25 protein-coding genes are annotated in these 26,709 nt (G+C 38.6%); 24 read left to right on the forward strand and 1 reads right to left on the reverse strand.

From position 1 onward, the window contains the following. Window positions 1-443 precede the first annotated feature (443 nt). The 11 genes from dnaA to ACTQZM_RS02705 all read left to right on the forward strand — a co-directional run bounded on the left by dnaA (window position 444) and on the right by ACTQZM_RS02705 (window position 13,212). A complete protein-coding gene (dnaA, locus tag ACTQZM_RS02655; protein ID WP_113784805.1) occupies window positions 444-1,778 on the forward strand; it encodes a chromosomal replication initiator protein DnaA in 1,335 nt (444 codons plus the stop codon). Window positions 1,779-1,966: 188 nt separating this feature from the next. Further along, window positions 1,967-3,097, forward strand: coding sequence for a DNA polymerase III subunit beta (gene dnaN, locus ACTQZM_RS02660; protein ID WP_441652824.1), 1,131 nt, complete (start codon window positions 1,967-1,969; stop codon window positions 3,095-3,097). Window positions 3,098-3,290: 193 nt separating this feature from the next. Further along, window positions 3,291-3,560 carry a type II toxin-antitoxin system Phd/YefM family antitoxin gene (locus tag ACTQZM_RS02665; RefSeq protein WP_441652825.1) on the forward strand — a complete coding sequence of 90 codons (270 nt, stop codon included), beginning with the start codon at window positions 3,291-3,293 and terminating at the stop codon, window positions 3,558-3,560. A gap of 1 nt (window position 3,561) precedes the next feature. After that, window positions 3,562-3,873 carry a type II toxin-antitoxin system RelE/ParE family toxin gene (locus tag ACTQZM_RS02670; protein WP_113784809.1) on the forward strand — a complete coding sequence of 104 codons (312 nt, stop codon included), beginning with the start codon at window positions 3,562-3,564 and terminating at the stop codon, window positions 3,871-3,873. A gap of 291 nt (window positions 3,874-4,164) precedes the next feature. Next, complete coding sequence (locus tag ACTQZM_RS02675; RefSeq protein WP_441652826.1) at window positions 4,165-5,376, forward strand: MFS transporter; 1,212 nt, start codon at window positions 4,165-4,167, stop codon at window positions 5,374-5,376. A 298-nt stretch (window positions 5,377-5,674) separates the two neighbouring features. Next, the gene (gene yaaA / locus ACTQZM_RS02680; protein WP_047334537.1) at window positions 5,675-5,923 is read left to right on the forward strand and encodes a S4 domain-containing protein YaaA; all 249 of its coding nucleotides are present in this window, start codon (window positions 5,675-5,677) and stop codon (window positions 5,921-5,923) included. Beyond that, a complete protein-coding gene (gene recF, locus ACTQZM_RS02685; protein ID WP_441652827.1) occupies window positions 5,910-7,049 on the forward strand; it encodes a DNA replication/repair protein RecF in 1,140 nt (379 codons plus the stop codon). Before yaaA ends, recF begins: the two co-directional genes overlap by 14 nt. 26 nt (window positions 7,050-7,075) lie before the next feature. Further along, on the forward strand, window positions 7,076-9,025 hold the full coding sequence (gene gyrB / locus ACTQZM_RS02690) for a DNA topoisomerase (ATP-hydrolyzing) subunit B (RefSeq protein WP_441652828.1): 1,950 nt from the start codon (window positions 7,076-7,078) through the stop codon (window positions 9,023-9,025). 20 nt (window positions 9,026-9,045) lie between these two features. After that, window positions 9,046-11,550, forward strand: a complete 2,505-nt coding sequence (gene gyrA / locus ACTQZM_RS02695; RefSeq protein ID WP_441652829.1) for a DNA gyrase subunit A — start codon at window positions 9,046-9,048, stop codon at window positions 11,548-11,550. A 220-nt stretch (window positions 11,551-11,770) separates the two neighbouring features. After that, complete coding sequence (locus ACTQZM_RS02700; RefSeq protein ID WP_347943846.1) at window positions 11,771-12,142, forward strand: MmcQ/YjbR family DNA-binding protein; 372 nt, start codon at window positions 11,771-11,773, stop codon at window positions 12,140-12,142. Next, the gene (locus ACTQZM_RS02705) at window positions 12,139-13,212 is read left to right on the forward strand and encodes an endonuclease/exonuclease/phosphatase family protein (RefSeq protein WP_441652830.1); all 1,074 of its coding nucleotides are present in this window, start codon (window positions 12,139-12,141) and stop codon (window positions 13,210-13,212) included. Before ACTQZM_RS02700 ends, ACTQZM_RS02705 begins: the two co-directional genes overlap by 4 nt. Window positions 13,213-13,267: 55 nt before the next feature. Here the strand turns inward: ACTQZM_RS02705 and ACTQZM_RS02710 are convergent, their stop codons facing one another. Next, a complete protein-coding gene (locus ACTQZM_RS02710; protein ID WP_300119181.1) occupies window positions 13,268-14,182 on the reverse strand; it encodes an ArsR/SmtB family transcription factor in 915 nt (304 codons plus the stop codon). Between the two features lie 310 nt (window positions 14,183-14,492). Here ACTQZM_RS02710 and ACTQZM_RS02715 point away from each other — a divergent pair, with 310 nt between their 5' ends. The 13 genes from ACTQZM_RS02715 (at window position 14,493) to ACTQZM_RS02775 (ending at window position 26,672) form a co-directional block, all read left to right on the forward strand. Then, window positions 14,493-15,734, forward strand: a complete 1,242-nt coding sequence (locus tag ACTQZM_RS02715; protein WP_281956572.1) for an extracellular solute-binding protein — start codon at window positions 14,493-14,495, stop codon at window positions 15,732-15,734. A gap of 97 nt (window positions 15,735-15,831) precedes the next feature. After that, complete coding sequence (locus ACTQZM_RS02720) at window positions 15,832-16,713, forward strand: carbohydrate ABC transporter permease (RefSeq protein ID WP_281956573.1); 882 nt, start codon at window positions 15,832-15,834, stop codon at window positions 16,711-16,713. Window positions 16,714-16,725: 12 nt separating this feature from the next. Beyond that, on the forward strand, window positions 16,726-17,559 hold the full coding sequence (locus ACTQZM_RS02725) for a carbohydrate ABC transporter permease (RefSeq protein ID WP_281956574.1): 834 nt from the start codon (window positions 16,726-16,728) through the stop codon (window positions 17,557-17,559). A gap of 20 nt (window positions 17,560-17,579) precedes the next feature. After that, window positions 17,580-19,379, forward strand: a complete 1,800-nt coding sequence (locus ACTQZM_RS02730; protein WP_441652831.1) for a glycoside hydrolase family 2 protein — start codon at window positions 17,580-17,582, stop codon at window positions 19,377-19,379. A gap of 84 nt (window positions 19,380-19,463) precedes the next feature. Then, the gene (locus tag ACTQZM_RS02735) at window positions 19,464-20,867 is read left to right on the forward strand and encodes a family 43 glycosylhydrolase (RefSeq protein WP_441652832.1); all 1,404 of its coding nucleotides are present in this window, start codon (window positions 19,464-19,466) and stop codon (window positions 20,865-20,867) included. Window positions 20,868-20,872: 5 nt separating this feature from the next. Further along, entirely contained in the window at window positions 20,873-21,871 is a 999-nt protein-coding gene (locus ACTQZM_RS02740) for an aldose epimerase family protein (RefSeq protein WP_281956577.1), read from the forward strand. 218 nt (window positions 21,872-22,089) lie between these two features. Further along, a complete protein-coding gene (rpsF, locus tag ACTQZM_RS02745) occupies window positions 22,090-22,389 on the forward strand; it encodes a 30S ribosomal protein S6 (protein WP_016250468.1) in 300 nt (99 codons plus the stop codon). Window positions 22,390-22,431: 42 nt separating this feature from the next. After that, complete coding sequence (ssb, locus tag ACTQZM_RS02750) at window positions 22,432-22,950, forward strand: single-stranded DNA-binding protein (RefSeq protein ID WP_016250467.1); 519 nt, start codon at window positions 22,432-22,434, stop codon at window positions 22,948-22,950. A 29-nt stretch (window positions 22,951-22,979) separates the two neighbouring features. Beyond that, window positions 22,980-23,216: a 30S ribosomal protein S18 gene (gene rpsR, locus ACTQZM_RS02755; RefSeq protein ID WP_016250466.1), complete on the forward strand. Its 237-nt coding sequence runs from the start codon at window positions 22,980-22,982 to the stop codon at window positions 23,214-23,216. A gap of 187 nt (window positions 23,217-23,403) precedes the next feature. Then, window positions 23,404-23,832 carry an NUDIX hydrolase gene (locus ACTQZM_RS02760; protein WP_441652833.1) on the forward strand — a complete coding sequence of 143 codons (429 nt, stop codon included), beginning with the start codon at window positions 23,404-23,406 and terminating at the stop codon, window positions 23,830-23,832. Between the two features lie 384 nt (window positions 23,833-24,216). Beyond that, window positions 24,217-25,668 carry a DHH family phosphoesterase gene (locus ACTQZM_RS02765; protein WP_441652834.1) on the forward strand — a complete coding sequence of 484 codons (1,452 nt, stop codon included), beginning with the start codon at window positions 24,217-24,219 and terminating at the stop codon, window positions 25,666-25,668. Between the two features lie 12 nt (window positions 25,669-25,680). After that, window positions 25,681-26,133 (forward strand): 50S ribosomal protein L9, encoded by a 453-nt coding sequence (gene rplI, locus ACTQZM_RS02770; protein ID WP_016250461.1) that lies wholly within the window; start codon window positions 25,681-25,683, stop codon window positions 26,131-26,133. Between the two features lie 71 nt (window positions 26,134-26,204). Next, window positions 26,205-26,672, forward strand: coding sequence for an NUDIX hydrolase (locus ACTQZM_RS02775; protein ID WP_047334527.1), 468 nt, complete (start codon window positions 26,205-26,207; stop codon window positions 26,670-26,672). The last annotated feature ends 37 nt before the right edge of the window (window positions 26,673-26,709 follow it).

A 26,709-nucleotide genomic window follows, 5' to 3' on the forward strand; every position in this document is an offset into this window, starting at 1 on the left:
AATAAAGACAACGAATTCCTTATAGTTTATCCACATTTTCGTGATTTGCTGTGAATCCTCTGTGTATTTACTTTTTTCCACAAGCTAAAAATCCCCAGTCTTATCCACCACTTTTCCACAGAGCCACAGGTGTGGATGAATTTATTCAAGGTGTGGATAGTTTTTGTGGAAAAGTATCTCTTCCTTTTGCGCCCCTTCACTTCATGATTGAGGATAACTTTGTGCAAAACTCCCGACCTCACTCATAATATCCACAAAGTTTTATCTTTTGTGGATATCTTTTTGTGCTTTTTGCGTATAAAGTTTTACACAGATTACAATTCTGTGAAAAAAAGATAGAAATTCGCGCTAGACTGTGGAAAACTTGCCGTGAAAATGTTAAAGTATAGTTATCCACAATTTATCGGGGTCTTTGCGCCCAATTTTAGTGAGGAGGTTTTGTCATGCCTTCTTTAAATGAACTTTGGACACAGCTACAAAAAATTTATAAAGATGAGATGAGTACGGTGAGTTACAACACCTGGATTGAAAGTGCTCATCCTATTTCATTTGAAGGTAATGAACTATTAATTGAAGTTCCGAGTGCTTTACATAAAAAATATTGGGAAGACAATTTAGCGGGAAAAATCGTTGAAACTGGCTATCTATTATATGGTAGCGAGGTCATTCCTAATTTTTTGCCAGCCGATGAAAGACGTCAGCAAAAAACACAAGAGGCACAGCAAAAAACAGAGAAAAAGGAACAAAACAAACAAAAAACACTCCTAAATCCGAAATACACCTTTGATACCTTTGTCATCGGGAAAGGCAACCAGATGGCCCATGCAGCAGCCTTAGTCGTAGCCGAAGATCCAGGTTCGATTTATAATCCGCTGTTTTTCTACGGAGGTGTCGGTTTAGGGAAGACGCACTTGATGCACGCAATTGGCCATCAAATGCTGTTAAAACGCCCAAATGCCAAGATTAAATATGTCAGCAGCGAAAATTTCACCAACGATTTCATCTATTCTATTCAAAAAAATCGCATGGAAGAATTTCGGAATGAATATCGCACCGTTGACCTGCTTTTAGTCGATGATATTCAATTTTTGGTCAATAAAGAGGGCACCCAAGAAGAGTTTTTCAATACTTTTGAAGAGCTTTACCGCAATAACAAGCAGATTGTCCTCACTTCAGACCGTCTGCCAAATGAAATTCCGACCTTGCCAGAACGTTTGGTATCGCGCTTTGCCTGGGGATTATCCGTAGACATTACGCCGCCGGATTTGGAAACCAGAACCGCGATTTTGCGTACCAAAGCCGAGGCCGAAAACTTAGAAATTCCAGATGATACCCTTAGCTACATCGCCGGTCAAATCGATTCGAACATCCGTGAATTAGAAGGAGCCTTGGTGCGAGTACAAGCTTTTGCGACAATGCAAAATGCGGATATCACCACCAGTTTAGCCGCTGAAGCCTTGAAAGCACTGAAAAATAGCCAGCCATTAACCCAGGTAACGATTCAAGACATTCAAGAGCAAGTGGCGAAGTATTATCATGTACAAGTCAAGGATTTGAAAGGCAAAAAACGGGTCAAAACCATCGTCGTACCAAGACAAATTGCGATGTATCTAGCCCGCGAATTAACCGATCATTCTTTACCAAAAATCGGAGCAGAGTTTGGCGGCAAGGATCATACCACCGTCATCCATGCGCATGAAAAGATTCAGCAGCTTCTTGGCAGTAATACCCAACTACAAGAAGAAATCGCCGAAATCAAAAATGCACTCAATGGCTAATGTGGATAATTTGTGCGCAAGATTTAAAGTTGTCCACAAGTTTTCCACAGTGGATAAGCTTTATATTTCAAGGTTTTAGCCCTAGTTTTCCACAATAGTAACAAGCCTACTACTACTATTACTTTATATTTAATTAATATAATATAAAATAAGCGTACCAGATTAATAGAAAAGAGGATTTTCAACTGATGAAAGTAACCTTAAATAGAAGCGTCTTTATGCAAGAATTACAAACCGCATTAAGAGCCATCCCAGGAAAAGCAACCATGCCAATCTTAACTGGGGTCAAAATGGAACTTACCCCTGATGGTATCTACTTAACAGGTAGCGATGCGGATGTCTCTATTGAAACCTTTTTAAGTAAAGAGAGTGAAAAAGCCCAAATGCAAATTGAGCAAACGGGTTCTGTTGTAATACAGGCGAGATTTTTTAATGAAATCGTGCGTCGTTTGCCAGAAGATACGTTAACGATTGAATTATTAAGTAACCAACAAGTCAGCATCACCTCAGGAGAAGCGAATTTCGTGGTGGCTGGTTTAAGTGCCAGTGAATATCCACAATTACCGGAAGTTTCTAGCGCGACACCATTGAAATTGCCGATTCCATTATTAAACCAAGTGATAGCCGAAACCGTATTTGCAGTCTCAACCCAAGAAACACGCCCAATTTTAACTGGGGTACATTTTATTTTAGAAGAAAATCAATTAACAGCTGTAGCAACGGATTCTCATCGCCTAAGCCAACGTGTCATTCCATTAGAAGAAGCAGCTGCCAACTTTGATATGGTTATTCCAGGTAAGAGCTTAGTCGAATTGTCTCGTAGTTTGCCTGAACATGAAGAATTTGTAGAAATTTCCATTATGGATAATCAAGTGATGTTTACAACCAGTACGATGAAATTCTACTCACGCTTATTAGAAGGCAATTATCCTGATACGCGTCGTTTGATTCCTACTAATTTTGAAACGAGCATTACTTTTAACGGACCACAATTTTTACAATCCGTTGAACGTGCTTCTTTGCTATCTAATGAAGGTCGTTATAGCATTATTCGCCTATCAATTACCAATGAAGGCGTGATGTTATATGGTCGCTCTCCGGAATTAGGGAAGGTAGAAGAACGCTTATCTTATGAAAAAGTCGAAGGAGAACCGCTAGAAATTTCCTTCAATCCAGAATATATGAAAGCTGCCTTACGCGCGTTTAAAGACAGCCAAATCGTGATCCGCTTCTTATCTGCGGTCCGTCCATTTATCTTAGAACCAGCAGAAGACAACGGCAACTTCGTCCAACTCATCACACCCGTCCGAACGAATTAATCAAAGGATGTGAGCCGGGTCGGTCAGCTACGAGTTTAGAAGTAAATAAAGATAAACCCCAACTACGCTAAGCATCAAGCGTGTAGTTGGGGTTATTTTTTATAGGGTTGAATAAACACAAAAAGAATTAGGATATTTATCATTGGATATTTATCATAATTATGCTAAAATCAGGGGAGAGGAGTGATTTATTATGAATCTTATTAGACCCGTTTCTGATTTAAGAAATAATTTTGCTGATATTTCAAAAACAGTACATGAAACTGCTCAACCCGTCTTTCTGACAAAAAACGGTTATGGTGACATGGTTGTTTTAAGTATGGAGGCATTTGAAAACTTACAACTTGAAAGTGAAGTATACTTTAAGCTACAGGAAGCAGAAAAAGAGGCTGAACTAACAGATAAGCGTTATTCTTCAAAAGAGGTTTTAAAGGCGATGAAGGACGCTATTGGAGGAGAATAAATTGTATAAATTAGAATATCTGCCTATAGCAAAAAAAGATATGGTTGAAATAGTTCAGTATATTAGTAAAGAGTTACAAAATCCTGAAGCAGCTACTCGTTTGGCTATGAATCTGACTGAAGCAGCAGAAAGTTTGCTTACTTTTCCATATTCAACTCCAGTTTACCAACCAATTCGCTCTGTGAAACATGAGTACCGAAAGATTTTGGTGCAAAATTACTTGATTTTTTACTGGATTGATGAAGAAAAAAAGTTAGTAACAATTGCTCGAGTTATTTATGCAAAACGAAATTATAATAGATTATTAGATTGATTCATTTGAATACTTGAATAGAAGTAACATAACTTGTTCAGTCATATTTTAAGTATGATTGACTATCAAATAAACCCCAACTACGCCAAGCATCAAGCGTGTAGTTGGGGTTATTTGATATCCAGCATTATGAATGCGTTTTTTCAAGATAGTGTTTGAAAAAAGTAGTTATGAGAGCTAAAAGATACTGTCGCGATAGATTTACTTATTTTGCAAATTTTATCTTGTATTTGGAAATAAAATATGTTATCCTTTTGAAACATTAAAAAAAAGTGAGAAGAAGGTGAAAGAATGAGACAGAAAAATGTGGATTTGCAAAACTCGAATCGTATCATGCTGTCGAGTATTACTTCAAGGGTAGGAAATGCGGTATTTGATTATGCCAACAAGATGATTTTGGTCTCCGTTTTTGCGAGTAGGCCGTTGTTGATGTCTTTGTATCAGTCCTCAGAAACAATGATTGGGATTGTCTTTAATTTATTTGCAGGTGCTTTTGCTGATAAAGTGAACCGTAAAAAAATCTTGATCGTCACTGACTTTTTGAGTGGGATAACTTGTTTGATTGGCTTTTTATTCTTAGATACGCCTTATTTGTACTTGGCGATGCTAGTTGGTAATATCGTACTTGCGATTTTGTCCACGTATAACAGCCCGAGCTACAATGCGATGATTAAGGAAAGTATTACCGAAGATTATATCGAGACGCACTTTTCACGTTTTACGCTGGCGAAGGAAATTTTCTCGATTGCCTCGCCAAGTATTGGGGTCCTCGTCTGGCAGTTGTTTGGCTTAAAAGTTTCTTACCTGTTTAATGCGGCAACGTTTCTGTTCTCGGCTTTCATCTCTAGTAAAATCGTGATTCAGCTACCTCCAAGCAAGAAAAAGCCCCAAGAATCTATCTTCAAACAAATTGCAGAAGGGTTGCAGTACATGTTCAAGCACAAAACGATTATGTATCTGTTAATTATTTCGGCGATGGTGAATTTCTTTTTGAGTGGGTATAACTTAAGTATGCCTTATTTAAATAACTATTTTGCTAAAGAGATGAGCAACTTTTTCGGCGCAGCGTTAATTGCTGAATCGGTTGGAGCGATTGTCTTTTCAGCTGTGAATACCAAACTTTCAAAAAATAAACAAAAAGAAGTTTCGCAAAATAAAATGTTATTATTCTTAGTTTTGTGTGGCTTATCAATTGCACTTTTACCCTTGCAAGATGCCGTGTTCAAAAATGCTTACCTATCCTTGGTGCCGTTTGCTTTGATGGGTGGTTTTTTAACTATGTTTAATATCCAGTTCTTTACGATTGTTCAAAAGAGTGTTGATAGCGAATATGTTGGAAGAGTATACTCTGTTATTTTCACAATTGCCATTCTCTTTATGCCAGTCGGATCGATTGTATTTGGCTTTATCTTAAATCCGGCCAATCTGCTTGTGATGCTGATTTGTGGCATCGGCGTCATCCTTTCAGTGGTCTTATACAAACTACTGCTGCTAGGTAAATAATCATGAAAAGTACCGTCAAGTAAGGGTTTCTTGCTTGGCGTATTTTTTTGCTTTCAATCGGTGGGTGAAATGGCCGCTTTTTTGTTATGCTTTGGCTATTTTCAGAAAAGCTTTACCAAACGTACGAGCGGCTAGTTTTATGTTTAAGCAGATTTGGCCGAAAGCAAGCAAAAAACCTTAAAAGCACTAAAATAGCTGAAATCGAAAAATAACCGTTTAAAACTGGATATTCATTTGTTTTCTGACCGCAAAAAAGGTATAATATCTATGTACGCCTTAAAAAGAATTGAGGATGAAAATGAAACAAAAAATTTTCTTACAAAGTGAATTTATGACACTTGGGCAGCTATTAAAAGAAGCCAATATTATCGCAAGTGGTGGACAGGCTAAATGGTATTTGGCGGAAAATGCGGTGTATGTCGATGGTGAGTTAGAAAACCGCCGTGGCCGCAAGCTGTATGCCGGAATGATGGTCGAAACAAGCGAAGGGACGTTCTTTATCAGCGAACCTGAGAAAAATGAGGAAGCAGATCATGTTTCTGAATAAACTACAATTAAAGCATTTTCGCAATTATGAGGAATTAAGTCTAGATTTCAAGAAGAATTTAGTGATTTTTTTGGGAGATAATGCGCAGGGCAAGACCAATATTTTAGAAAGTATTTATTGCCTGGCGCTTACCAAAAGTCATCGTACCAACAACGAACAAGAGTTGATTTCCTTTGAGGGCGATCAGGCTTATTTATTTGGTGAAGTCAAAAAAGGTCACCAGCAGATACCTTTAGAGTTATTTTTAACCAAGAAGGGCCGCAAATGCAAGGTCAATCATATCGAACAAAAACTTTTAAGCAGCTATATCGGACAAATGAATGTGATTTTATTTGCCCCAGAAGATCTTTCCTTAGTCAAGGGTAGTCCTCAAGTTCGCCGCAAGTTTCTCGATATGGAGATTGGCCAGATGAATCGGGTCTATTTATATGAGTTGCAACAGTATCAAAAAATCTTAAAGCAGCGCAATCAATATTTGAAACAGGCAGCCATCAACCAGAAATTTGATGCTGTTTATTTTGAAATATTGACCGAACAACTCGTCGAACATGGCAGCAAAGTGTTATTGACCCGCGCGCAGTTCACGAAAGAATTGGAGCATTGGGCAAATGGTTTGCATCAAAAAATCAGTCATGAAAAAGAAACCTTGACCTTGCGCTATGATAGCACGCTGAAATCATTGGATACGCTGGATTTAGCGCAAATTCAAGCGGAATACCAATCCAAGTTAGCTGAACAACTCGACAAAGAGCGTCAACGCCAAAGCACGTTAATTGGCCCTCATCGTGATGATTTGTTATTCTTTATCAATGGCAAAAACGTGCAAAACTTTGGCTCACAAGGTCAACAGCGTACCACAGCTTTAAGTGTCAAATTGGCAGAGATTGACCTGATGCATCAAGAAACGGGTGAATATCCGATTTTGTTATTAGATGATGTGATGAGTGAGTTAGATGATTTAAGACAGCTCCATCTTTTACAGACGATTGAAAACAAGGTGCAGACTTTCTTAACGACCACGACTCTCAATCATTTAAAAGATAAAATGACATTAGAACCAGAGATTTATTATGTTTCACATGGAACAATTCAAACCAAAGCAAGTGAAGAAAGGAGCGGACTTTAGATTTTTCTAGAGTCAAATGTGAGTAAATGGCAGATGAAAAGAAAGATTTAGCTGAATTAGCAAAACAATATGATGCCAGCCAAATCCAAGTATTAGAAGGCCTGGAAGCTGTTAGAAAACGTCCAGGAATGTATATCGGCTCAACCAGTTCAGAAGGTTTGCATCACCTTGTCTGGGAAATCGTGGATAATTCCATCGATGAAGCCCTAGCTGGTTTTGCGACAAATATTCAAGTCATCGTAGAAAAAGATAACAGTATTACCGTAATTGATGACGGTCGGGGGATTCCTGTAGATATTCAAGAAAAAACGGGCCGCCCTGCAGTGGAAACCGTCTTTACTGTCTTGCATGCCGGTGGGAAATTCGGCGGTGGCGGATATAAGGTATCTGGGGGACTACACGGGGTAGGTTCCTCCGTTGTGAATGCCTTGTCCACTAGCTTAGATGTCAAAGTCTACAAAGATGGCAAAATTTATTATCAAGAATATCGCCGCGGTCATGTCGTGGATGATTTGAAAGTAATCGGTGAGACTGAGCGCCACGGGACGACGGTTCATTTCGTGCCAGATCCTGAAATTTTTACCGAAACGATCGAATATAATTTTGATAAATTAGCCACACGTATTAGAGAATTAGCCTTTTTAAATCGTGGCTTACACATTTCCATTGAAGATACTCGCTCAGAAGAACCTGAAAAGCGCGAATATTATTTTGAAGGTGGGATTAAGAGTTATGTCGAATATCTCAACCAAAATAAGACCGTGTTATTTGATGAACCAATTTATTTGGAAGGCGAGCAACAAGATATTACCGTTGAAGTTTCCTTACAGTATACGGATGGCTACCACAGCAATCTTTTAAGTTTTGCGAATAATATCCATACGTATGAAGGGGGCACGCACGAGTCAGGATTCAAGACCGCTTTAACACGGGTGGTCAATGATTATGCCCGCAAGCAAAAGTTGATGAAAGAAAATGATGAAAACTTAAGCGGGGAAGATGTGCGTGAAGGGATTACCGCGGTGATTTCCGTGAAGCATCCTGATCCACAATTTGAAGGACAAACCAAAACAAAATTGGGGAATTCCGAAGTTAGAGCTGTAACCGATCGTCTATTTTCTGAGCATTTATTGAAATTCTTGATGGAAAATCCAACGGTCGGCAAGCAAATCGTCGAAAAAGGCTTACTAGCTTCCAAAGCGCGCTTGGCAGCCAAACGTGCACGCGAAATGACACGTCGCAAGGGTGCGCTAGAAATCAGCAACTTACCAGGTAAATTGGCGGATTGTTCAAGCAATGATCCAGAGCAATGCGAATTATTCATAGTCGAAGGGGATTCTGCCGGTGGTTCTGCTAAACAAGGGCGTAACCGAGAATTCCAAGCCATTTTGCCAATCCGCGGGAAAATTTTAAACGTAGAAAAAGCTAGCATGGATAAAATTTTAGCCAATGATGAAATTCGCTCGTTATTTACAGCGATGGGGACTGGGTTTGGCGAAGATTTTGATGTCAGCAAGGCTCGTTATCATAAATTAGTGATTATGACCGATGCCGATGTCGATGGCGCCCATATCCGTACACTTTTATTAACGTTATTTTATCGTTATATGCGTCCGGTGGTGGAAGCCGGCTATGTTTATATCGCGCAACCACCTTTATATGGGGTGAAACAAGGCAAGAATATTACTTATGTGCAGCCAGGAAAAGATGCGGAAGAAAATCTGAAAAAAGTCATTGAAAGCCTACCGCAAACACCTAAACCAAGCGTTCAACGTTACAAAGGTCTAGGGGAAATGGATGATCATCAACTTTGGGAAACTACGATGAATCCAGAAAACCGCTTGATGCTTCGAGTGAGTGTGGAAGATGCGATTGAAGCGGACCAAATCTTTGAAATGCTGATGGGTGATAAAGTCGAACCACGGCGCGCCTTTATTGAAGAAAATGCGCATTATGTACAGAACTTAGATATTTAATCAGGAGGGAAGAATCGAAAATGGAAGATAAAAATCAAAATATTCATGACGTCAATCTAGCCAGCGAGATGAAAACCTCTTTTATTGATTATGCCATGAGTGTTATCGTTGCCCGGGCTTTACCAGATGTTCGTGACGGATTAAAGCCGGTGCATCGACGTATTTTATATGGAATGAATGAACTAGGAGTTACCCCAGATAAACCGCACAAAAAATCAGCGCGTATCGTCGGGGATGTTATGGGTAAATACCATCCACACGGGGATAGTGCGATTTACGAGTCAATGGTGCGGATGGCGCAACCATTTAGTTATCGAAATATGCTTGTCGATGGTCACGGAAACTTCGGATCAGTCGATGGCGATAGTGCGGCGGCGATGCGTTATACCGAGGCCCGCATGAGTAAACTCGCTTTGGAAATGATTCGTGATATTAATAAAAACACCGTTGATTTCCAAGGCAACTATGATGATAGTGAAAAAGAACCCGTTGTCTTGCCTTCTCGTTTTCCAAATTTATTGGTCAATGGGACGACCGGGATTGCCGTGGGGATGGCGACGAATATTCCACCGCATAACTTACGCGAAGTCATCGGGGCGTTGAATTTATTAATGGACAATCCTGAGGTGACGACCAACGAATTGATGGAAGTCCTACCTGGGCCAGACTTTCCAACGGGTGGTTTGGTGATGGGCAAATCAGGTATCCGCCGCGCTTATGAAACAGGTAAGGGTACGATTACGGTGCGTGCCAAAGTCGAAATCACGCAGATGCCAAACGGAAAAGAACGCATCTTAGTGACCGAGTTACCTTATATGGTCAACAAAGCCAAATTAATTGAACGTATTTCTGAATTGCATCGTGACAAACGCGTCGAAGGGATTACTGATTTGCGCGATGAATCCAACCGCGAAGGCATGCGAATTGTCATCGATGTGCGCCGCGATGTGAGTGCTTCAGTGATTTTAAATAACTTATACAAACTCACTGCCTTGCAATCTTCATTTGGGATTAATATGCTAGCCATCGAAAACGGGGTGCCAAAGATTTTAAGTCTAAAACGCATCTTGGTCGATTATCTAGAGTTCCAAAAAGAAGTCATCACCAGACGTACTGAATTTGAAAAGAAAAAAGCTGAAGCCCGTGCCCATATCTTAGAAGGTTTGCGCATTGCTTTAGATCATATTGATGAAATTATTCATATTATTCGTAGTTCGAATTCCGATGATGAAGCGAAACAAACAATGATTGAACGTTTTGCTTTCAGCGATCGTCAAGCCCAAGCGATTTTGGATATGCGTTTGCGTCGTTTGACCGGTTTGGAACGTGAGAAGATTGAAAATGAATACCAAGATTTACTTGCTTTGATTGCGGATTTAGCCGATATCTTAGCTAAACCAGAACGTGTCGTAGAAATTATCAGAACAGAACTAGGTGAAATCGGTGCGCGTTTTGGCGATGACCGCAGAACCGAATTACTAGTCGGTGAAGTCTTGAGTTTAGAAGATGAAGACTTAATTGAAGAAGAAGAAGTTGTTATTACATTAACGAATAAAGGTTATATTAAACGCCTGGCGAAGAGTGAATTTAGAGCTCAACGTCGCGGCGGTCGAGGGGTACAAGGAATGGGCGTCCACGATGAAGACTTTGTGAAAACACTGGTCTCTTGTTCAACACATGACACGCTCTTATTCTTTACTAACCAAGGAAAAGTTTATAAAGCAAAAGGTTACGAAATTCCAGAATACGGTCGTGCTGCCAAAGGAATTCCAGTGATTAACTTGCTAGGCATTGATTCTAATGAGTTGATTCAAGCGATTATCCCAGTCAGCAGCCAACCAACAGCCGGTCGTTACCTATTCTTTACTACTAAATATGGTGTGGTAAAACGTACCGAAGTGACTGCCTTTTCAAATATTCGCAGCAACGGTTTGATTGCGATTGGCTTAAAAGAAGGCGATGAACTGGTTAATATTGTCGAGACCAATGGCGAAAATACAATTATTATTGGTACGCATGATGGTTATTCCGTCCGCTTTGAAGAAAGTCAAGTTCGTGATATGGGACGTACGGCTGCTGGGGTACGCGGAATTAAGTTGCGTGAAGGCGATTATGTCGTTGGAAGCTCAGTCATTAGCGATAACCAAGAAGTGCTGGTCATTACCGAAAATGGTTATGGCAAACGCACCGCAGCGAGTGAATATCCAGTCAAAGGCCGCGGTGGTAAAGGAATTAAGACGGCCAATATTACCGAGAAAAATGGCCCACTTGCTGGACTGACAACCGTTGATGGTAGCGAAGACATCCTATTGATTACCGATAAAGGGGTTATCATCCGCTTTAACGTTGATTCTGTCTCACAAACCGGCCGTGCGACTTTGGGTGTGCGTCTAATGAAGATGGAAGAAGATACCAAAGTTGTAACCATGGCAACCGTTGAACCAGAAGAAGACGAAGATGTGTCAGAAGATCAAGCAAATACTGAAAGTTCAGAGGCTCCGGATACACCAGACGAAACAGAATAAAAAGTTCCACGTGAAACAATGAAAAACTCACAGCTAACTCTTGTATTGGAGGAAGCTGTGAGTTTTTTTGCGTTGTTGTATGCCTTGAAATCAACTAGTCTCACTATTAGACAGGAAGCGTTTGATTGCCTATTTTTCGGATATTTAGGTTCAATTCATTGCTTTCAAAGGATTTTTTCGCGTATAATAAAGAAGTTCATGAAAGAAAGAAGGGCTGAAAATGGAAAAAGCAGCGTTACAATCCTGGGTAAAAGCGCAGTTTGAGATTGAAGGCGAGCGGATTTTTAACAAACATCCTGAATTTTTAGTATTCAGACATGCTCGCAATCAAAAATGGTTTGCCTTATACATGAAAATCCCTCCTGAAAAACTTGGACTAGCAGAAGATGAGATATCTTTTCCAAAAGACTCGCTACTTGAGATTGTCAATGTCAAAGTCAATCCCGAGGAGCGTGAAATCCTGACCAGTCAAACAGGGGTTTATCCTGGCTATCATATGAACAAAAAATACTGGATTAGCCTGGATATTCACAAAGTTCAGGAACCTTTACTCAAAGATTTAATCCAAGAAAGTTATCTGAGGACCTTATGAAGAAAAAGAAAATATTACGTGTATTTATCGCTTTAATTTCGTTATTTTTGTTTGTGTTTATTAGTTATTTAGCTTATCTCTTTTTCAGCTATCATCGCTTACCAGATAATCAAGAAATAGCAATCGAACAAGCACAGAAAGCAACAAATAAAAATAACGTTAAAAAGAAATATAAAATTACAACTTTTAATATTGGATATGCAGCCAACCCCCACAATTATAGCTTCTTTATGGATGGTGGAAAGTATGCACGTGGATTTAGCAAAGAAAATGTGCAACAAAACTTGGAGGGAATCATTCGACAGGTTCAAAAGACGCAGCCAGATTTTGTGTTACTGCAAGAAGTAGATTCAGATGCCACGCGTTCTTATCATATTCCTCAAGAAAAGCAAATTATGCAAGCCATGCCCGAAATGAATGCCGCCTTTGCATTAAACTATGATTCGGCGTATTTGTTTTACCCATTTACCGAACCCATCGGCAAGAGTCAGAGTGGTTTGTTGACACTTAGTCGCGAAACGATTCATAAAAGTACGCGTTATCAATTACCGATTGAAACCAATTTGAATAAATTCACCGATTATGACCGTGCCTTTACGATTAGCTTAATAGCTACCACGCCTAAACCACTGGCATTAATCAATGTGCATTTGTCGGCCTTTACTAAAGATCAGTCCATCCAAGCAGCCCAAATCAAAAAATTAGCCAAATACATGCAGCTTTATCAGCAAAAAGGTTATGGAGTGATTGTCGGTGGTGATTATAATCATGATGTATTAGGAGATACCCCAAGTCTGTTTGGTACGAAAAAACAAACACTGACTTGGACGCATCCCTTCCCTAAAGCCGACCTTCCAGCTGGTTTTACCTTGGTGAATCAAGATATTGTCGCCGCGAAAATTCCTTCCGTCCGCGCCAATGACCGTCCCTTTACCAAAGATAGCTATGTGAATTTGGTCGATGGCTTTATCGTGTCAGAAGATATTCAAGTCAATCACCTCAAAGTTTGGGACCATCATTTCCAATATTCCGACCACAACCCAGTAACGATGACATTTGAAATTAAGTAAAATGCAACACCGCCAACACTTAAGCGCGCTATGCAAGTGCTGGCGGTGTTTTTTATTAGGAAGAATGAGCGGTGTAGAAATTGAAAAAGATATCTTGTGGATGGTTGCCCCAATGTTCCCCAAAGATTGTCAACCCACCTGCATTTTTGGCTTGCTTATCAACTGCAATTTTAAAAGTAATAAAATCTAAGTGATCAATGGCGACTTCATTTAAGTTACAATTCGAAACTTTTTCCCCATCAATCGAAGTATCATAGCGATTAATACGAATATGTTTCAGCAAGCCGTATTGACTGAAAGCATCATTCCACCAAGCTGGCGTATATTTCCCACGGACGTCAGAATAATTTCCAGGTACGGTATACGAACCAATTTTGATATCATTTAAATAAAAATCGATATCACTCGGCCAGTAGTTATTGGAAATTGGAAATTCCGAAGCCAACTCTAAAGAAATATCCAGCATTTCTACACGTTCTTGATGACTGAATGGATTTGGGATTTTATATTCTAAAAAGCCGTTGTTCAGCCAAATAATACTTGCATTGACACGATCCTGGTCTAAAAATGATTTCGGTTCATCTAAAGCACCGATGACTTGTTGTGCAGTGGCCATGCCGCAAGAAGGCTCAGCATAAAAATCGACAAAATGCCCAATTTTTACTTTCACCGATTGCAAAGATAAATCAGGGAATATTTTTTCAGGAAAATGAATTTGAATTTGATCCACTTTTAAGCGAATGTATTTTTTGCGCCATTCTTCGCCGATGCCTTGCTCGATGACAATCAATTGCGCTTTTTCTAATATTTTAATATGTTTCGTCATCACAGCATTTGAAATATTTAATTCTTCCGCAATATCAGAAATACTGCGCCGATTTTTACCGATAATATTTAAGATTTCTAAGCGCGTTTCGTTGGCTAAGGCTTCGTAAACGGGTAAAGAAGTATTGTCTAATGATAAATCCATAATTATCTAACCTTTCTATGTTCCTCCGTATGTTTGTTCTTAGTATAGCGTAAATTATCTATTTTTTCAATATTGTAAAATGATACTTTGCTTGTTTTTTAACAAATTTCCGTTTATGATTTTACATAAACAAAAAATGATTAATTGTAAAAAATACTTTAAAAACAATGTTGACAACGTTTTCTAAGTATGTTAATTTTAGCGTGTAAGGGATAAGTTGTTGAATCGTTCGTTTAAATCGTAAAATGACTTATCTAAGAAAATAAATATCGTTTTACGTTTTAGTAAAATGAATTACGGAGGCAAAATTATGAAAATCTCAAAAGCAGTCAAATTATTAGGAACGATGTTAGTGTGTGCAAGTTTCTTAGCAGCATGTGGCAAATCAGATGACAGTGCTAAAGAATCTAAAGAAATTTTGCTTTGGTCTTCTACAACTGGTCCTGATGGTGAAAAAATTAAGAAAACCATCGATAATTACAATGCGACGAAACCAGCTTATAAGGTGAAAATTGTCAGCATGCAAGCCGATACTTTTAACTCTAAATTAACAACAGCAGGAAAAACTGGAAAAGGAGTCCCTGATTTAGCACTTGTTGCTTCAGAAGCCTTGCCTAGTTATCAGAAAAAAGGCATGCTTGAAAGCTGGGATAGCATGATTAAAGGGACAGACTTAAATGAAGATAAGTATGTAAAAGCAGCTTGGGAAACCGGTCAAGTAGACAAGAAACAATATGGCATTCCAGCGACCATGGGTTCTTGGGTGATGTATTACAATCAAGATTTAGTAGATAAATACGCTCCTGGTGCAACAGATGACGGGATTGTGACTTATGAAGAAATCGAAGCAGCAGGCGCCAAAGCTAAAGCCGATGGTATTTATAGCTATGGATATACTTGGGGCATGCAAAATTACTCCAACCTATACTTACAAATGGGCGGTCAATGGTTAACCGATAAGAAATTAAATATCAATAATGACTACTCATATAAAGCTGTAGGTGAATTCAAGAAATTATTCGATGAAGGCTATATGGTTCCAGATGGAGAAGATGCCAACAAACTATTTGTCAACCAAAAATTAATTTTCTTACCAGAAGGCACTTGGATGTTGAGCAATATGCAAAAAATTACTGATTTCAAATGGGGCGAAACGTTCACTCCGCAATGGGATGCCAACCACATTGTCCAAGGTTCTGGGGTTGACCAATTTGCAATGTTCAAGACAAAAACTAAACGCTCTGAAGACAAACAAAAAGGTATGGTTGATTTCTTAACATGGTTACAATCGAATCAATTGGAATGGATTAAATCAGGTGCCAACCCAACCGCTTTAGCAATGTTAGAAAATGAAGAATATACGAAGATGCCTCAATCTTTCTTGCTAAAAACACCAAAAGGACAAGATTCACTTGCTATCAATACCCAAGATGGTCTAACTTATGTGTTCTCAGAATATGACAAACGTTCATGGGATATGATTACTGGTAAAGCAGACATTAAAGATACCTTTGGGGAAATTCAACAAATTGTAGATCAAAAAATGCAATAATCGCTAAAAGGTAAAGAGGCTGCATCATCTATCCTGCAGCCTCTTTTTAAAAATATTTTTACATAAAGTTTCAGCAATCAGAAAGGGGAAAAGAATCATGAAGTCAAAAGCAAAAATGAATCTGTGGCCGGCCTTATTTATCGGTCCGCATATGTTACTGTTTTTAGTCTTTTTCTTAGCACCTGCCATTATCGGGATTTATGTCTCTTTTACCCATTGGGATTTGTATAATAGCCCAGTATTTACGGGATTAGATAATTATAAGACGATTTTATTTGATAAAACATCCATTTACCATACGCAATTTATGAATGGGATGAAAAACACCTTACTTTTTGTACTTTTCTCCGTTCCAGGATGTATTATTATTCCTTTATTATTAGCAGTTGGCCTACATGCGAAGCCAAAATTTAATCGCACTTTTCAATCTATTTTATATTTACCGACTTTATTTGCGATTTCAGCAGTCATGATTATTTGGAGTTTCTTACAAAGCCGTTCATTCGGTCCTATCAGAGCTTTGTTTGGTGTCGATATTAATTTTGCCGGTACACAACCATGGGCCTGGATTTTATTAGTGTTAGTTACGATTTGGTGGACTTCAGGTGGTAATTTGATTATCTATGTAGCTGCATTAAATGGCGTGGCAAAAGAGCAATTAGAAGCAGCGGATTTAGATGGTGCGAATGTGGTCATCAAATTTTTCAAAATCGTTTTACCAAATATCAGAAATCAATTAATTTTTACAACGGTGATGACAACCATTGCCCAGTTCAATATTTATGGACAACCATTGATGTTAACGCAAGGGGGACCAAATAACTCAACGCGTGTGCTGATGATGTATATTCAAGAAAACGCCTTTGGTAGTAGCGATTCTTATGCAGGTATTTCTTCGGCGATGGCGATTTTATTAGGGTTAGGAATTATGGTTGTGTCAGTGATTCAATTTATTATCATGCGTAGACTAGAAAAATAGGAGGAAAAGAGAATGAAACAGAATCGAGTAGGAAAAATTATCGCCTTTATTATTTTAGCAATCGTCTGTCTCGTTTGGATTTTTCCATTAGTCTGGGCGGTACTCACTTCCTTTAAATCAGATGTTGAGATTCAAAAGGTCGGTTTTAGCTTACTTCCAAAACACTGGACAGTAGAAAATTATTTGAAATTACTCTTTGGAAATGATTCTTCCCCAGTTTTATCCTGGTTTATCAATTCATTAATTATTTCATTGTCACATACCGTTTTAGTATTGTTTATCGTTTCTTTTGCAGCTTATGGCTATACACGTCTGACTTTTAAAGGTCGCGATGTCTTATTCAGCATTCTTTTAGGAACGATGATGTTTCCCAGTGTGATGAATTTGATTCCAAACTTCAAAATTGTCGATACGTTAGGTTGGACCAATACCTTCTTATCAGTTATTGTTCCAGGTGCTGCGGGGGTTTATAATATCTTTCTTGTTCGTCAATTTATTTTAGGTATTCCAAAAGAGCTAGATGAATCAGCCGTGGTGGATGGCGCCAATGAATTTCAAATTTTCTATTACATTATCTTACCGTTGATTCGTCCGGTATTAACGGTGGTGGCGCTATTTAGCTTCACAGGTTCATGGAATGATTTCCTATGGCCATCTATTGTGATTAGCGACATTGATAAATTACCTATCACACCAGGTTTACAATTATTACAAGGACAATACTTAACTTATCCTGGTATCGCTACAGCCGGTGCCTTGTTAGCCTTGATTCCAACCTTTATTTTGTACTTAATTGCGCAAAAGAGTTTTATGGAATCCATGTCGCTACAAAGTGGGATTAAATAAGGAATTCAGGGGGAAAAGAAATGACAGAAAAAGGTTATCCACGTCCACAGCTTGTCAGAAGTCAGTGGGAAAATTTAAATGGCAGTTGGCAATTTGCTTTTGATGATGAAAATGTTGGGCAAAAAGAGCGATGGTATCAAGACAATCAAGCATTTGATTTAACGATTGAAGTGCCGTTTGTCTATCAAGCCGCCTTAAGTGGGATTCATCAAAGAAAGTCTCATCCAGTGGTATGGTATCAAAAAGAACTTTCTTTAGTAAAAAATCCTAAAAAGCGTTATCTATTGCATTTCGGAGCGGTCGATTATGAAGCTGATGTATATGTAAATGGCCAACATGTCTGCAACCATATCGGTGGGCATACCTCTTTTGAATGTGATATTACTGATTATTTAAACGATACCGCAAACCAACAATTGACAGTGCGCGCCTATGATCCGTTGCATGAAGAATCAATCCCTCGGGGCAAACAGTTCTGGGAAGAAGAATCTACGGGCATTTGGTATACCAATTCTACAGGGATTTGGCAGACAGTTTGGTTAGAAGAAGTCCATCCGCTTTATCTCACTCGCTTACAACTCACTCCTCATTTCGATGAAGGAAAGGTGCAAATTCAAACAACCCTTTCGCAAACAACAGGTACAGAGGATGTAAAATTAGCTTATCAGATTTATTTTAAAGATATGTTGATTACAAGCGGTACACAAAACTTTCACCAAGGGAAAAATGACTTCTGCGTAGATGTGATTCAAGAACATATTTTTAGAACGAATTTTCACCATGATGGTTGGAGTTGGACACCAGAAAATCCGAATTTATTTGATGTACAATGCCAACTTTATCAAAATGAGCAGCAGATTGATGAAGTGCGTTCTTATTTTGGGATGCGCAAGGTTCACACAGCCAACGGTATGGTCTATCTCAACAATAAACCATATTATCAAAAATTGGTATTAGATCAAGGTTACTGGCCAGAGGGATTACTAACGGCGCCAAGTGATGATGATTTTGTGAAAGATATTCAACTAGCCAAAGAAATGGGCTTTAACGGTTGTCGGAAACATCAAAAAACGGAAGATCCGCGCTTTTTATACTGGGCAGATCAACTAGGTTATCTTGTCTGGGGTGAATGTGCGGCCCCTGCTATTTATAATTCAGATGCTATAACACGCTCGATGAAAGAATGGATGGAAATCATTGAGCGAGATTATAATCATCCATGCATTGTAACATGGGTGCCAATCAATGAAAGTTGGGGCGTTCCTAGGATTTCATTTAACCGTCAAGAACAACATTTTTCACAAGCGATGTATCATTTTATTCATTCATTAGATACGACGCGCTTAGTCATTTCTAATGATGGTTGGGCCGCGACTGAAACCGATATTTGTGCCATTCACAATTATATGCATGGTCAAAAAGAAGAAGTCAGCAAGTACCAGTATTTTAAAGAAACTTTGCATACAAGAGAAAACCTCATCCATCATCATTCTACAGCTTGGCCAATTTTTGCAGAAGGCTTCAGCTATCAAAATCAACCTATTTTACTCACGGAATTTGGTGGAATTGGTTTTGATGTGTCTGGACAACCTGGTTGGGGCTATACTTCAGTCAATAATGAGGATGAATTTATTGAAGATTATCAACGGATTATGACGGCGGTCTACCAATCACGAGGCTTATGGGGCTATTGCTACACACAAATAACCGATGTGGAACAAGAAATCAATGGCTTATTGACCTATGATCGTCAACCAAAATGCGATTTAAGTAAGATTAAGGCCATTAATGATCAATATCATATTCCAGTTGTTGAATAACTTATTCCCCTCTCAAAGTAGCCAATCCAGGTAGTGGGTATTTTCTTTGAGAGGGATTATTTTGTTTATTAGGGAGGAATTCAATTGAAAAAATGGCTGTTACTCAGTGCGATTTTAACGAGTGGCTTGCTTTTAGGAGCTTGCCAATCAAAAGAAGTAGCAACTTTTACGCCAACCAAGGAAATGACCAATATCGTGGATAATAACGGTGCGGATCCATTTGTTTGCTACGAAAATGGCATGTACTATTATACGAAAACAACCGGCGACTCAGTGGTGCTTTGGCGTAGCAAGGATTTGGAGACTGTTTTTACCGGTGAAGAGAAAACTATTTTTAAAATGCCAAAAGAACTAGAAAGTATTTGGGCTCCAGAACTTCACTATCTCAATGGACAATGGGTCGTTTATTTTGCTGCCAATCGCTCCAAGGAAACGCACCGCATGTATGCTCTAACTAACTCTTCTAAAGATCCTTATAAAGGTGAATGGCAACTTTCTTTAGTTAAAGGGATGGATGATAAGTTTGCTATCGATGGCACTGTATTAACTATCAAGAATCAGCATTACTTTATTTGGTCTGGATGGCCAGGGTATGAAAATGTGACGCAAAATCTATATATTAGTCCCATGATTTCACCAACCGAAGTTCAAAAACAAAAGATTGAACTCTCTCATCCTGAATATGAATGGGAAATGCGTCAAAAACCTTTAATCAATGAAGGACCACAAGTAACTATCAAAAAGGATACCATTCATCTGATTTATTCAGCTAGCGGAAGTTGGGATAATGATTATTGCTTGGGTGAATTAACTGCTAAAGTAGATGCTGACCTTTTAAATCCTAAATCTTGGCATAAAGCAAACCAACCTATTTTAAAGAGTAATGCAGAAGTCTATGGGCCGGGGCATCATTCTATTGTTCCTTCAAAAGATGGCAAAGAAGATTGGATTATCTATCATACAGCACGTTGGGATCACAGTGGTTGGAATCGTTTGATAAGAATGAATCAAGTCCATTGGCAAGCAGACCAAATCAAGCTAAGTTCACCAACTGTTGATGACAAACGAATCAAGCGTCCAAGCCCACAACAATTATCCCGTTTTGTTTTAGCTGCTACTCAAGCACAAAAGACAAAAGGTTTATCTCAAATAAAAGATGACTATGCACTTAATCATCAGGTCATTACAGGCTTTGAAGATCCAGAAGACAAGTTGATCTTCACTTTTAAGACACCCAAATCAGCAAATTATACCTTGATAGCTTACGTCAAAACGGAGAATTATGAAGATCCAGAAAATATTTTGGAAGGAAAATTTACTGTGAATCAAGAAGAAAAAATCGCCAAAATTTATCCTTCACAATATTACCAACCCGTGCAAGTCAAAGTGAAATTGCAAAAAGGCACGCAAACCATTCAATTTCAATCAAATATTGGGGTAGATACGTTGAGTGTGGATCGGATGGAAATTATCGAACATAAAGGATGATGACAATGGAATTAAAAAACTATTTATTAGAAAATGAATATTTGAAACTCGAAGTGCTAAATATCGGCTGTGCCATTCATCGACTCTGGGTAAAAGATGCTAGTGGGCAATTTCGAGATGTTGTTTTAGGCTATGAGCATATGAAAGATTACTTAAATAATTCCAATACGTATTTTGGTGTTGTTGTTGGACGAAATGCCAATAGAATCGCCCAGGCTCAAGTTGAAATTGAAGGAAAAAACTATCAACTAGAGGCCAATGAGGGAGAAAACACCTTGCATAGCGGACTTCATGGCTTTCATGAACGGATTTGGCAAGTGGCAAAGCAAAGCCCAACAGCAATTATTTTTGTGTTGCACAGCCCTCATCTAGACCAAGGTTTCCCTGGAAATTTAGACATGAAGGTAACCTATCAATTAAATGAGAATCAAATAATCATTACTTATGAAGGAGAAAGTGATGCGACGACCATATTTAATCCAACCAACCATGCTTACTTTAATCTAAATGGGCATAATAGTGGTGATATTGAGGGACATCAGCTACAAATCCCAGCCCAAACCATTACCCCGATTATGCAAAATACTCTGATTCCAACAGGTGAATTCATGCCAGTCATCGATACCCCATTTGACCTTCATCAAGGAAAAACAGTGAAACAAGCCTTAAGTCAAACGCATGAACAGTTGACCTTTGCTGGTGGAATCGATCATAATTTCATTTTGGATCAATCCGCAACAATTAGATTATTAGGTGATGAAAGTGGCATTGAGTTATCGGTTTGTACAGATTTACCAGGCGTGCAAGTGTATACAGGCAATTTTATTGAAAATGAATCAGGCAAAGAGGAGGCTGTTTATCAAAAACATGCAGGCATTTGCTTAGAAACCCAATTTTTCCCAGATACACCACATCATGCCAAGTTCCCAACAAGTTTGATTGCCGCTCATACACCAACAAAGCATTGGACGAGCTATACATTTACCAATCAAAAGAATAGCTAAATCAAAAAAATAATCATAAAAAATTTTTAAAGAAAAAAGCTTTTGTCCCTTTTTCGCGTATTTATTAAGTAGCAAGGTAATTTATAAAAAATGCGTGAAAAACCTTTGCAATTCTTTGAAAATCTGTGTATAATAAATCATTGTGAGTAGCTAAGTCTGCTCTCTCTGCTCTTGATGTGAATACAAGGGCCAAAGTCCATAGGGAGGTGAACATATCAATGGAAAATACGAAATATGAAATTCTTTACATTATTCGTCCAAACATTGATGAAGAAGCAAAATCTGCTTTAATCGAACGTTTCGATGCAATCTTAAAAGATAACGGAGCTGAAGTTCTTGAATCTAAAGATTGGGAAAAACGCCGTTTCGCTTATGAAATGAATGGATTCCGCGAAGGTATCTATCACATCGTTAAAGTATCTTCTCCATCAAGCGCTAGCGCTGTTAGCGAATTTGATCGTCTTGCTAAAATCAATGAAGACATCATTCGTCACATGATTGTTAAAGAAGAAGCTTAAGAATGTTTCACGTGAAACAAAAACGATGGGAGATGAATAGCCTTGATTAATAATGTTGTATTAGTAGGTAGATTAACAAGAGACCCTGATTTACGTTACACTTCTTCTGGCGTTGCGGTGGCTACTTTTAGTTTAGCTGTGAACCGTAATTTTACCAGCCAAAATGGAGAAAGAGAAACGGACTTTATCAATTGTGTCATTTGGCGTAAACCAGCTGAAACCTTAGCAAATTACGCTAGAAAAGGGACATTAATTGGTTTGACCGGACGTATTCAAACGAGAAATTATGAAAACCAACAAGGTCAACGTGTATACGTAACTGAAGTGGTTGCCGATAATTTCCAATTATTAGAGTCTAAAGCAGTCAACGATCAACGTCGTCAAGCTGCCGGAAACTTTGATAATAATGTCTCACAACCATTTAACAATAATAACAATAGCTTTGATCAGCCAGCTTCATCTCAACCATTTAGTGGAATGCCTGGCTTTGACCGTGATGCAAGTAACACACCACTTGGCGGATCAAGCATTGACATTTCAGATGATGATTTACCATTCTAATTAATTTTTGTAATAAGGAGGGAAATAGAATGGCACAACAACGTAGAGGCGGTCGTAAACGTCGTAAAGTAGACTATCTTGCAGCAAATCACATTGAACATGTTGATTATAAAGATGTTGAATTATTAAAGAGATTTATCTCAGAACGTGGAAAAATCTTACCTCGTCGCGTAACTGGTACTGGTGCTAAAAACCAACGTAAATTAACAGTTGCTATCAAACGCGCACGTATCATGGGATTACTTCCATTCGTTAACGAAGACTAATATAAATACCAACACCTCAGAACCACTTCGAATGGCTCTGAGGTGTTTTTTTTCGCTTTTGAGGTAGTTTTTGGGTCATTTAATCCTTATGTGAGAAATTCATCCATATTTTTTGGATAGTTTCTCCATTTTACTTAAAATCATGCTATAATCGTTCTTACTGAAAAAAACGAAACGAGGGATGCACATGGAAAATCGGCTAATTGCGCATAGTTTAATTGGAAAAAACGAGAAGTATTTGTTGATCAAACGTAGCGAAATCAAGCGCGGTAAGAAAAATTTTTATCCGTCTTATTGGGACATTCCTGGTGGGACGGTGGAAGATGGCGAGCTTCCTAGACAGGCGGCGATTCGTGAATGTCAAGAAGAGGTCGGCTTAAGGATTGTGATTGACAAAGTTATTCATGAAGATAGCAATGTAGATAAGGACAAGGTTTTTACGCGCCTGGTGTATCGTGGACAATTATCGGAAAACAACGAAGATTTAGCGATTACTTTAGACCCGCAAGAACATACGGATTATCGCTGGGTGACAAGTTTAGCGGATTTACCTGGTGAAAAAATTGTGCCCTATTTGTATGAGATATTGGGAGAAACAATGGAAAGGGGAAATTAATCTTTGCTAGGCATATTACAGTCGATGAAGTATTAAAGCCGATAGAAACCATTTCGTATCACACTGGCTTGAAGTTCCTGGCTCCATTTGTCATTACCGGTGCAATGCAATTAGATGAAGAAAGTCTAGTTGGACGAGCCAAATCATTTGTAGAAATATTAAGTGAAATAAGCTAGTTAATCATCAGACCTTCGCTTTTCGGAGGCCTTTTGTTTCACGTGAAAATAATAAAATCACAAACCAAAAATAACAAAACAACCTAATTAATCGATCTTTTGTGCAAAATTTGACGCAGTGTGGTAAAATAATAGCATTAGGACTAGGAAAGAAGAGTGAAACGTACTTGGCAGCAAGAATGTCACTAAGTACGAGTGAGGGTGAAAAATGACTGCAATAGGAATAATTTCCATCGATAATTATGACGATGTGATTGATAAGCTAGATGATAAGGAAAGCTCGTATCTCAATACTTTGATTACTTCGGTGATTTCCGATTGGGCGAGTGAGCATGAAGTCTATTATCGCCGAATCAATGCTGAGCGTCATTTATTTATTGCGCGTGAAGCAGATATTGAGCAGATGAAGACGCAAAAATTTGACCTTTTAGCCACTTTTAAAAATAAAGCTAGAGAACGTGAATTGTTATTGACGATGAGTATGGGGATTGCTTATGGTCAGGCCTCGCTGAAAGAAATTGGTGAAGTGGCACAAGATAATCTTGATTTGGCCTTAATTCGTGGTGGCGATCAAGTTGTCGTGAAGGATGCTGATCCAATGAGTAGTCCACAATTTTTCGGTGGCGATAGTGATGCGACGATTAAAAGAACAAGAGTCCGTTCGAAAGCCATGAGTACTGCGCTAAAACGAGTCCTTTTAGAAAACGATAAAATCTTTGTCATGGGTCATCGTTTCCCAGATATGGATGCCTTGGGAGCGAGCTTTGGGATTGCTTGCTTTGCCAAATTAATCCATAAAAAATGTTGGGTCATCATTAATCCTGAAGAAGTCACACCAGAATTGCAGCGAGGACTGAGAGAAATTGAACAATATCCCGAACTTTCCAGTCAATTAATTACCAGCGAAGAAGCACTAGAATTATTAGATAACAAAAGCTTGCTAGTGATGGTGGATTATCATCGTCCGTCTATGTCGATTTCGCAAAAAGTTTATGATGCCTTTGAGAAAATTGTCGTGATTGACCATCATCGTCGGGGCGAAGAATATCCAGCCAAGCCATTATTAAATTACATTGAAGCCTCTGCATCTTCTGCTAGTGAGTTGGTTTCTGAATTGCTAGAGTATCAGTTAAATAGTGAAACACGGATTTCGAAGTTTGTCGCAACGATGATGTTGGCGGGAATGTATGTCGATACGAAGAATTTTACGTTTCGTTCTTCAGCAAGGACTTTTGATATTGCCAGTTTCTTAAAATCACAAGGTGCCGATGAAAGCAAAGTCCAATATCTATTGAGTTCGGATTTGGATTCGTATTTAGAAATGAGCGAGTTAATCAGTACTTGTCAAAATAGCGCACCAGGCATTGTGTATGCGATGGGCAAAGAAAACAAAATCTATGGTAAGGTGACAACGGCTAAGGCTGCGGATACCTTGATTTCGATGATTGGTGTCGAGGCCGCTTTTGTGATTACCCGCCAAGATGAGGAAGTTATTGGGATATCAGCACGCAGTAGTGGCAAGGTTAATGTCCAAAAAATTATGGAAGCATTGGGTGGCGGTGGTCATTTTACCAATGCTGCGACGAAAATTTTGGGCGAATCGCTTGAAAAAGTTGAAGAAATGCTTTTAAATGAAGTTAAGCAAATTGAAATAGAGTAGGAAGTGAAACAGATGAAAGTTATTTTTCTAGAAGATGTGAAGGGTAAAGGTAAAAAGGGCGATGTGAAAGAAGTCCCAACCGGATATGCCCAAAACTATCTAATCAAGAACAAATTAGCCAAAGAAGCCAACAAAGAAAACATGGCGGAATTAAAAGGCAAACAAAAAGCTCAAGCCAAACACGAAGCAGAAGAATTGGCTAAAGCAAAAGAATTAAAAGCTTTTATCGAAAAAGAAGAAACAGTGGTCGTAATCAAAGCTAAAGCCGGAAGCGATGGCCGTTTATTTGGATCTATTCCTTCTAAACAAATCACGGATGCATTCTTTGATCAATACAAAATCAAAATTGACAAACGTAAAGTCGATTTGAAGCAACCAATCCGTGCATTAGGTTTTACCAATGTGGAAGTGAAATTACATCATGATGTGTCAGCGAAAATCCGCGTACATGTCGTGGAAGAATAATCCAGCATACGATGAAAAAATTGGAGCGTCGATTCAATATGGGCGCTCTTTTTATGTTTAAGGAGAGTTAGATGAAGATTTCAGAACATTTTGGCGTGTACGGTGTTTGTATTCGTAATAACCAATTGCTATGCGTAAAAAAACATGGAGGTCCGTATAATGGGCGCTATGATTTACCTGGTGGCAGTCGCAAAAATGGGGAAAGCTTGTTAGATACACTTTATCGGGAAATGAGCGAGGAAACTAGTTATCAAGTGAGTCAAATTTATGACAGTGCGCTCTATGACTCATTTGTAAAAATCAACGAGGATGAATTCAACCATCATATTTTTGGCCTATATAAAGTTGAGTTAGAAAAAGCCAATCATCAAGCAATAGAAAAATATCTTAACGGTAATGAGGCTAACGATTCTTTAGGCGAAGAATGGGTAGAGCTGAATGAACTAAATGAACAAAATGCTTCCCCGCTAATCTTGAAAGTATTGGCAACGTCAGAAGATTTTCAAGCCAAGCGATATCCAGACTGGGAAATATATTAAAGTGTTTGTAAATTGGTAGTAGTATTCACGCTACCAA

It is taken from the genome of Enterococcus cecorum (assembly GCF_052119425.1).
GTDB lineage: Bacteria > Bacillota > Bacilli > Lactobacillales > Enterococcaceae > Enterococcus_E > Enterococcus_E cecorum_C.

Bases quoted from the DNA above. Each gene is read 5' to 3' on its own strand.
- dnaA (WP_113784805.1), top strand. From the start codon at position 444: ATGCCTTCTTTAAATGAACTTTGGACACAGCTACAAAAAATTTATAAA.
- dnaN (WP_441652824.1), top strand. From the start codon at position 1,967: ATGAAAGTAACCTTAAATAGAAGCGTCTTTATGCAAGAATTACAAACC.
- ACTQZM_RS02665 (WP_441652825.1), top strand. From the start codon at position 3,291: ATGAATCTTATTAGACCCGTTTCTGATTTAAGAAATAATTTTGCTGAT.
- ACTQZM_RS02675 (WP_441652826.1), top strand. From the start codon at position 4,165: ATGAGACAGAAAAATGTGGATTTGCAAAACTCGAATCGTATCATGCTG.
- yaaA (WP_047334537.1), top strand. From the start codon at position 5,675: ATGAAACAAAAAATTTTCTTACAAAGTGAATTTATGACACTTGGGCAG.
- recF (WP_441652827.1), top strand. From the start codon at position 5,910: ATGTTTCTGAATAAACTACAATTAAAGCATTTTCGCAATTATGAGGAA.
- gyrB (WP_441652828.1), top strand. From the start codon at position 7,076: ATGGCAGATGAAAAGAAAGATTTAGCTGAATTAGCAAAACAATATGAT.
- gyrA (WP_441652829.1), top strand. From the start codon at position 9,046: ATGGAAGATAAAAATCAAAATATTCATGACGTCAATCTAGCCAGCGAG.
- ACTQZM_RS02700 (WP_347943846.1), top strand. From the start codon at position 11,771: ATGGAAAAAGCAGCGTTACAATCCTGGGTAAAAGCGCAGTTTGAGATT.
- ACTQZM_RS02705 (WP_441652830.1), top strand. From the start codon at position 12,139: ATGAAGAAAAAGAAAATATTACGTGTATTTATCGCTTTAATTTCGTTA.
- ACTQZM_RS02710 (WP_300119181.1), bottom strand. From the start codon at position 14,182: ATGGATTTATCATTAGACAATACTTCTTTACCCGTTTACGAAGCCTTA.
- ACTQZM_RS02715 (WP_281956572.1), top strand. From the start codon at position 14,493: ATGAAAATCTCAAAAGCAGTCAAATTATTAGGAACGATGTTAGTGTGT.
- ACTQZM_RS02720 (WP_281956573.1), top strand. From the start codon at position 15,832: ATGAAGTCAAAAGCAAAAATGAATCTGTGGCCGGCCTTATTTATCGGT.
- ACTQZM_RS02725 (WP_281956574.1), top strand. From the start codon at position 16,726: ATGAAACAGAATCGAGTAGGAAAAATTATCGCCTTTATTATTTTAGCA.
- ACTQZM_RS02730 (WP_441652831.1), top strand. From the start codon at position 17,580: ATGACAGAAAAAGGTTATCCACGTCCACAGCTTGTCAGAAGTCAGTGG.
- ACTQZM_RS02740 (WP_281956577.1), top strand. From the start codon at position 20,873: ATGGAATTAAAAAACTATTTATTAGAAAATGAATATTTGAAACTCGAA.
- rpsF (WP_016250468.1), top strand. From the start codon at position 22,090: ATGGAAAATACGAAATATGAAATTCTTTACATTATTCGTCCAAACATT.
- rpsR (WP_016250466.1), top strand. From the start codon at position 22,980: ATGGCACAACAACGTAGAGGCGGTCGTAAACGTCGTAAAGTAGACTAT.
- ACTQZM_RS02760 (WP_441652833.1), top strand. From the start codon at position 23,404: ATGGAAAATCGGCTAATTGCGCATAGTTTAATTGGAAAAAACGAGAAG.
- ACTQZM_RS02765 (WP_441652834.1), top strand. From the start codon at position 24,217: ATGACTGCAATAGGAATAATTTCCATCGATAATTATGACGATGTGATT.
- rplI (WP_016250461.1), top strand. From the start codon at position 25,681: ATGAAAGTTATTTTTCTAGAAGATGTGAAGGGTAAAGGTAAAAAGGGC.
- ACTQZM_RS02775 (WP_047334527.1), top strand. From the start codon at position 26,205: ATGAAGATTTCAGAACATTTTGGCGTGTACGGTGTTTGTATTCGTAAT.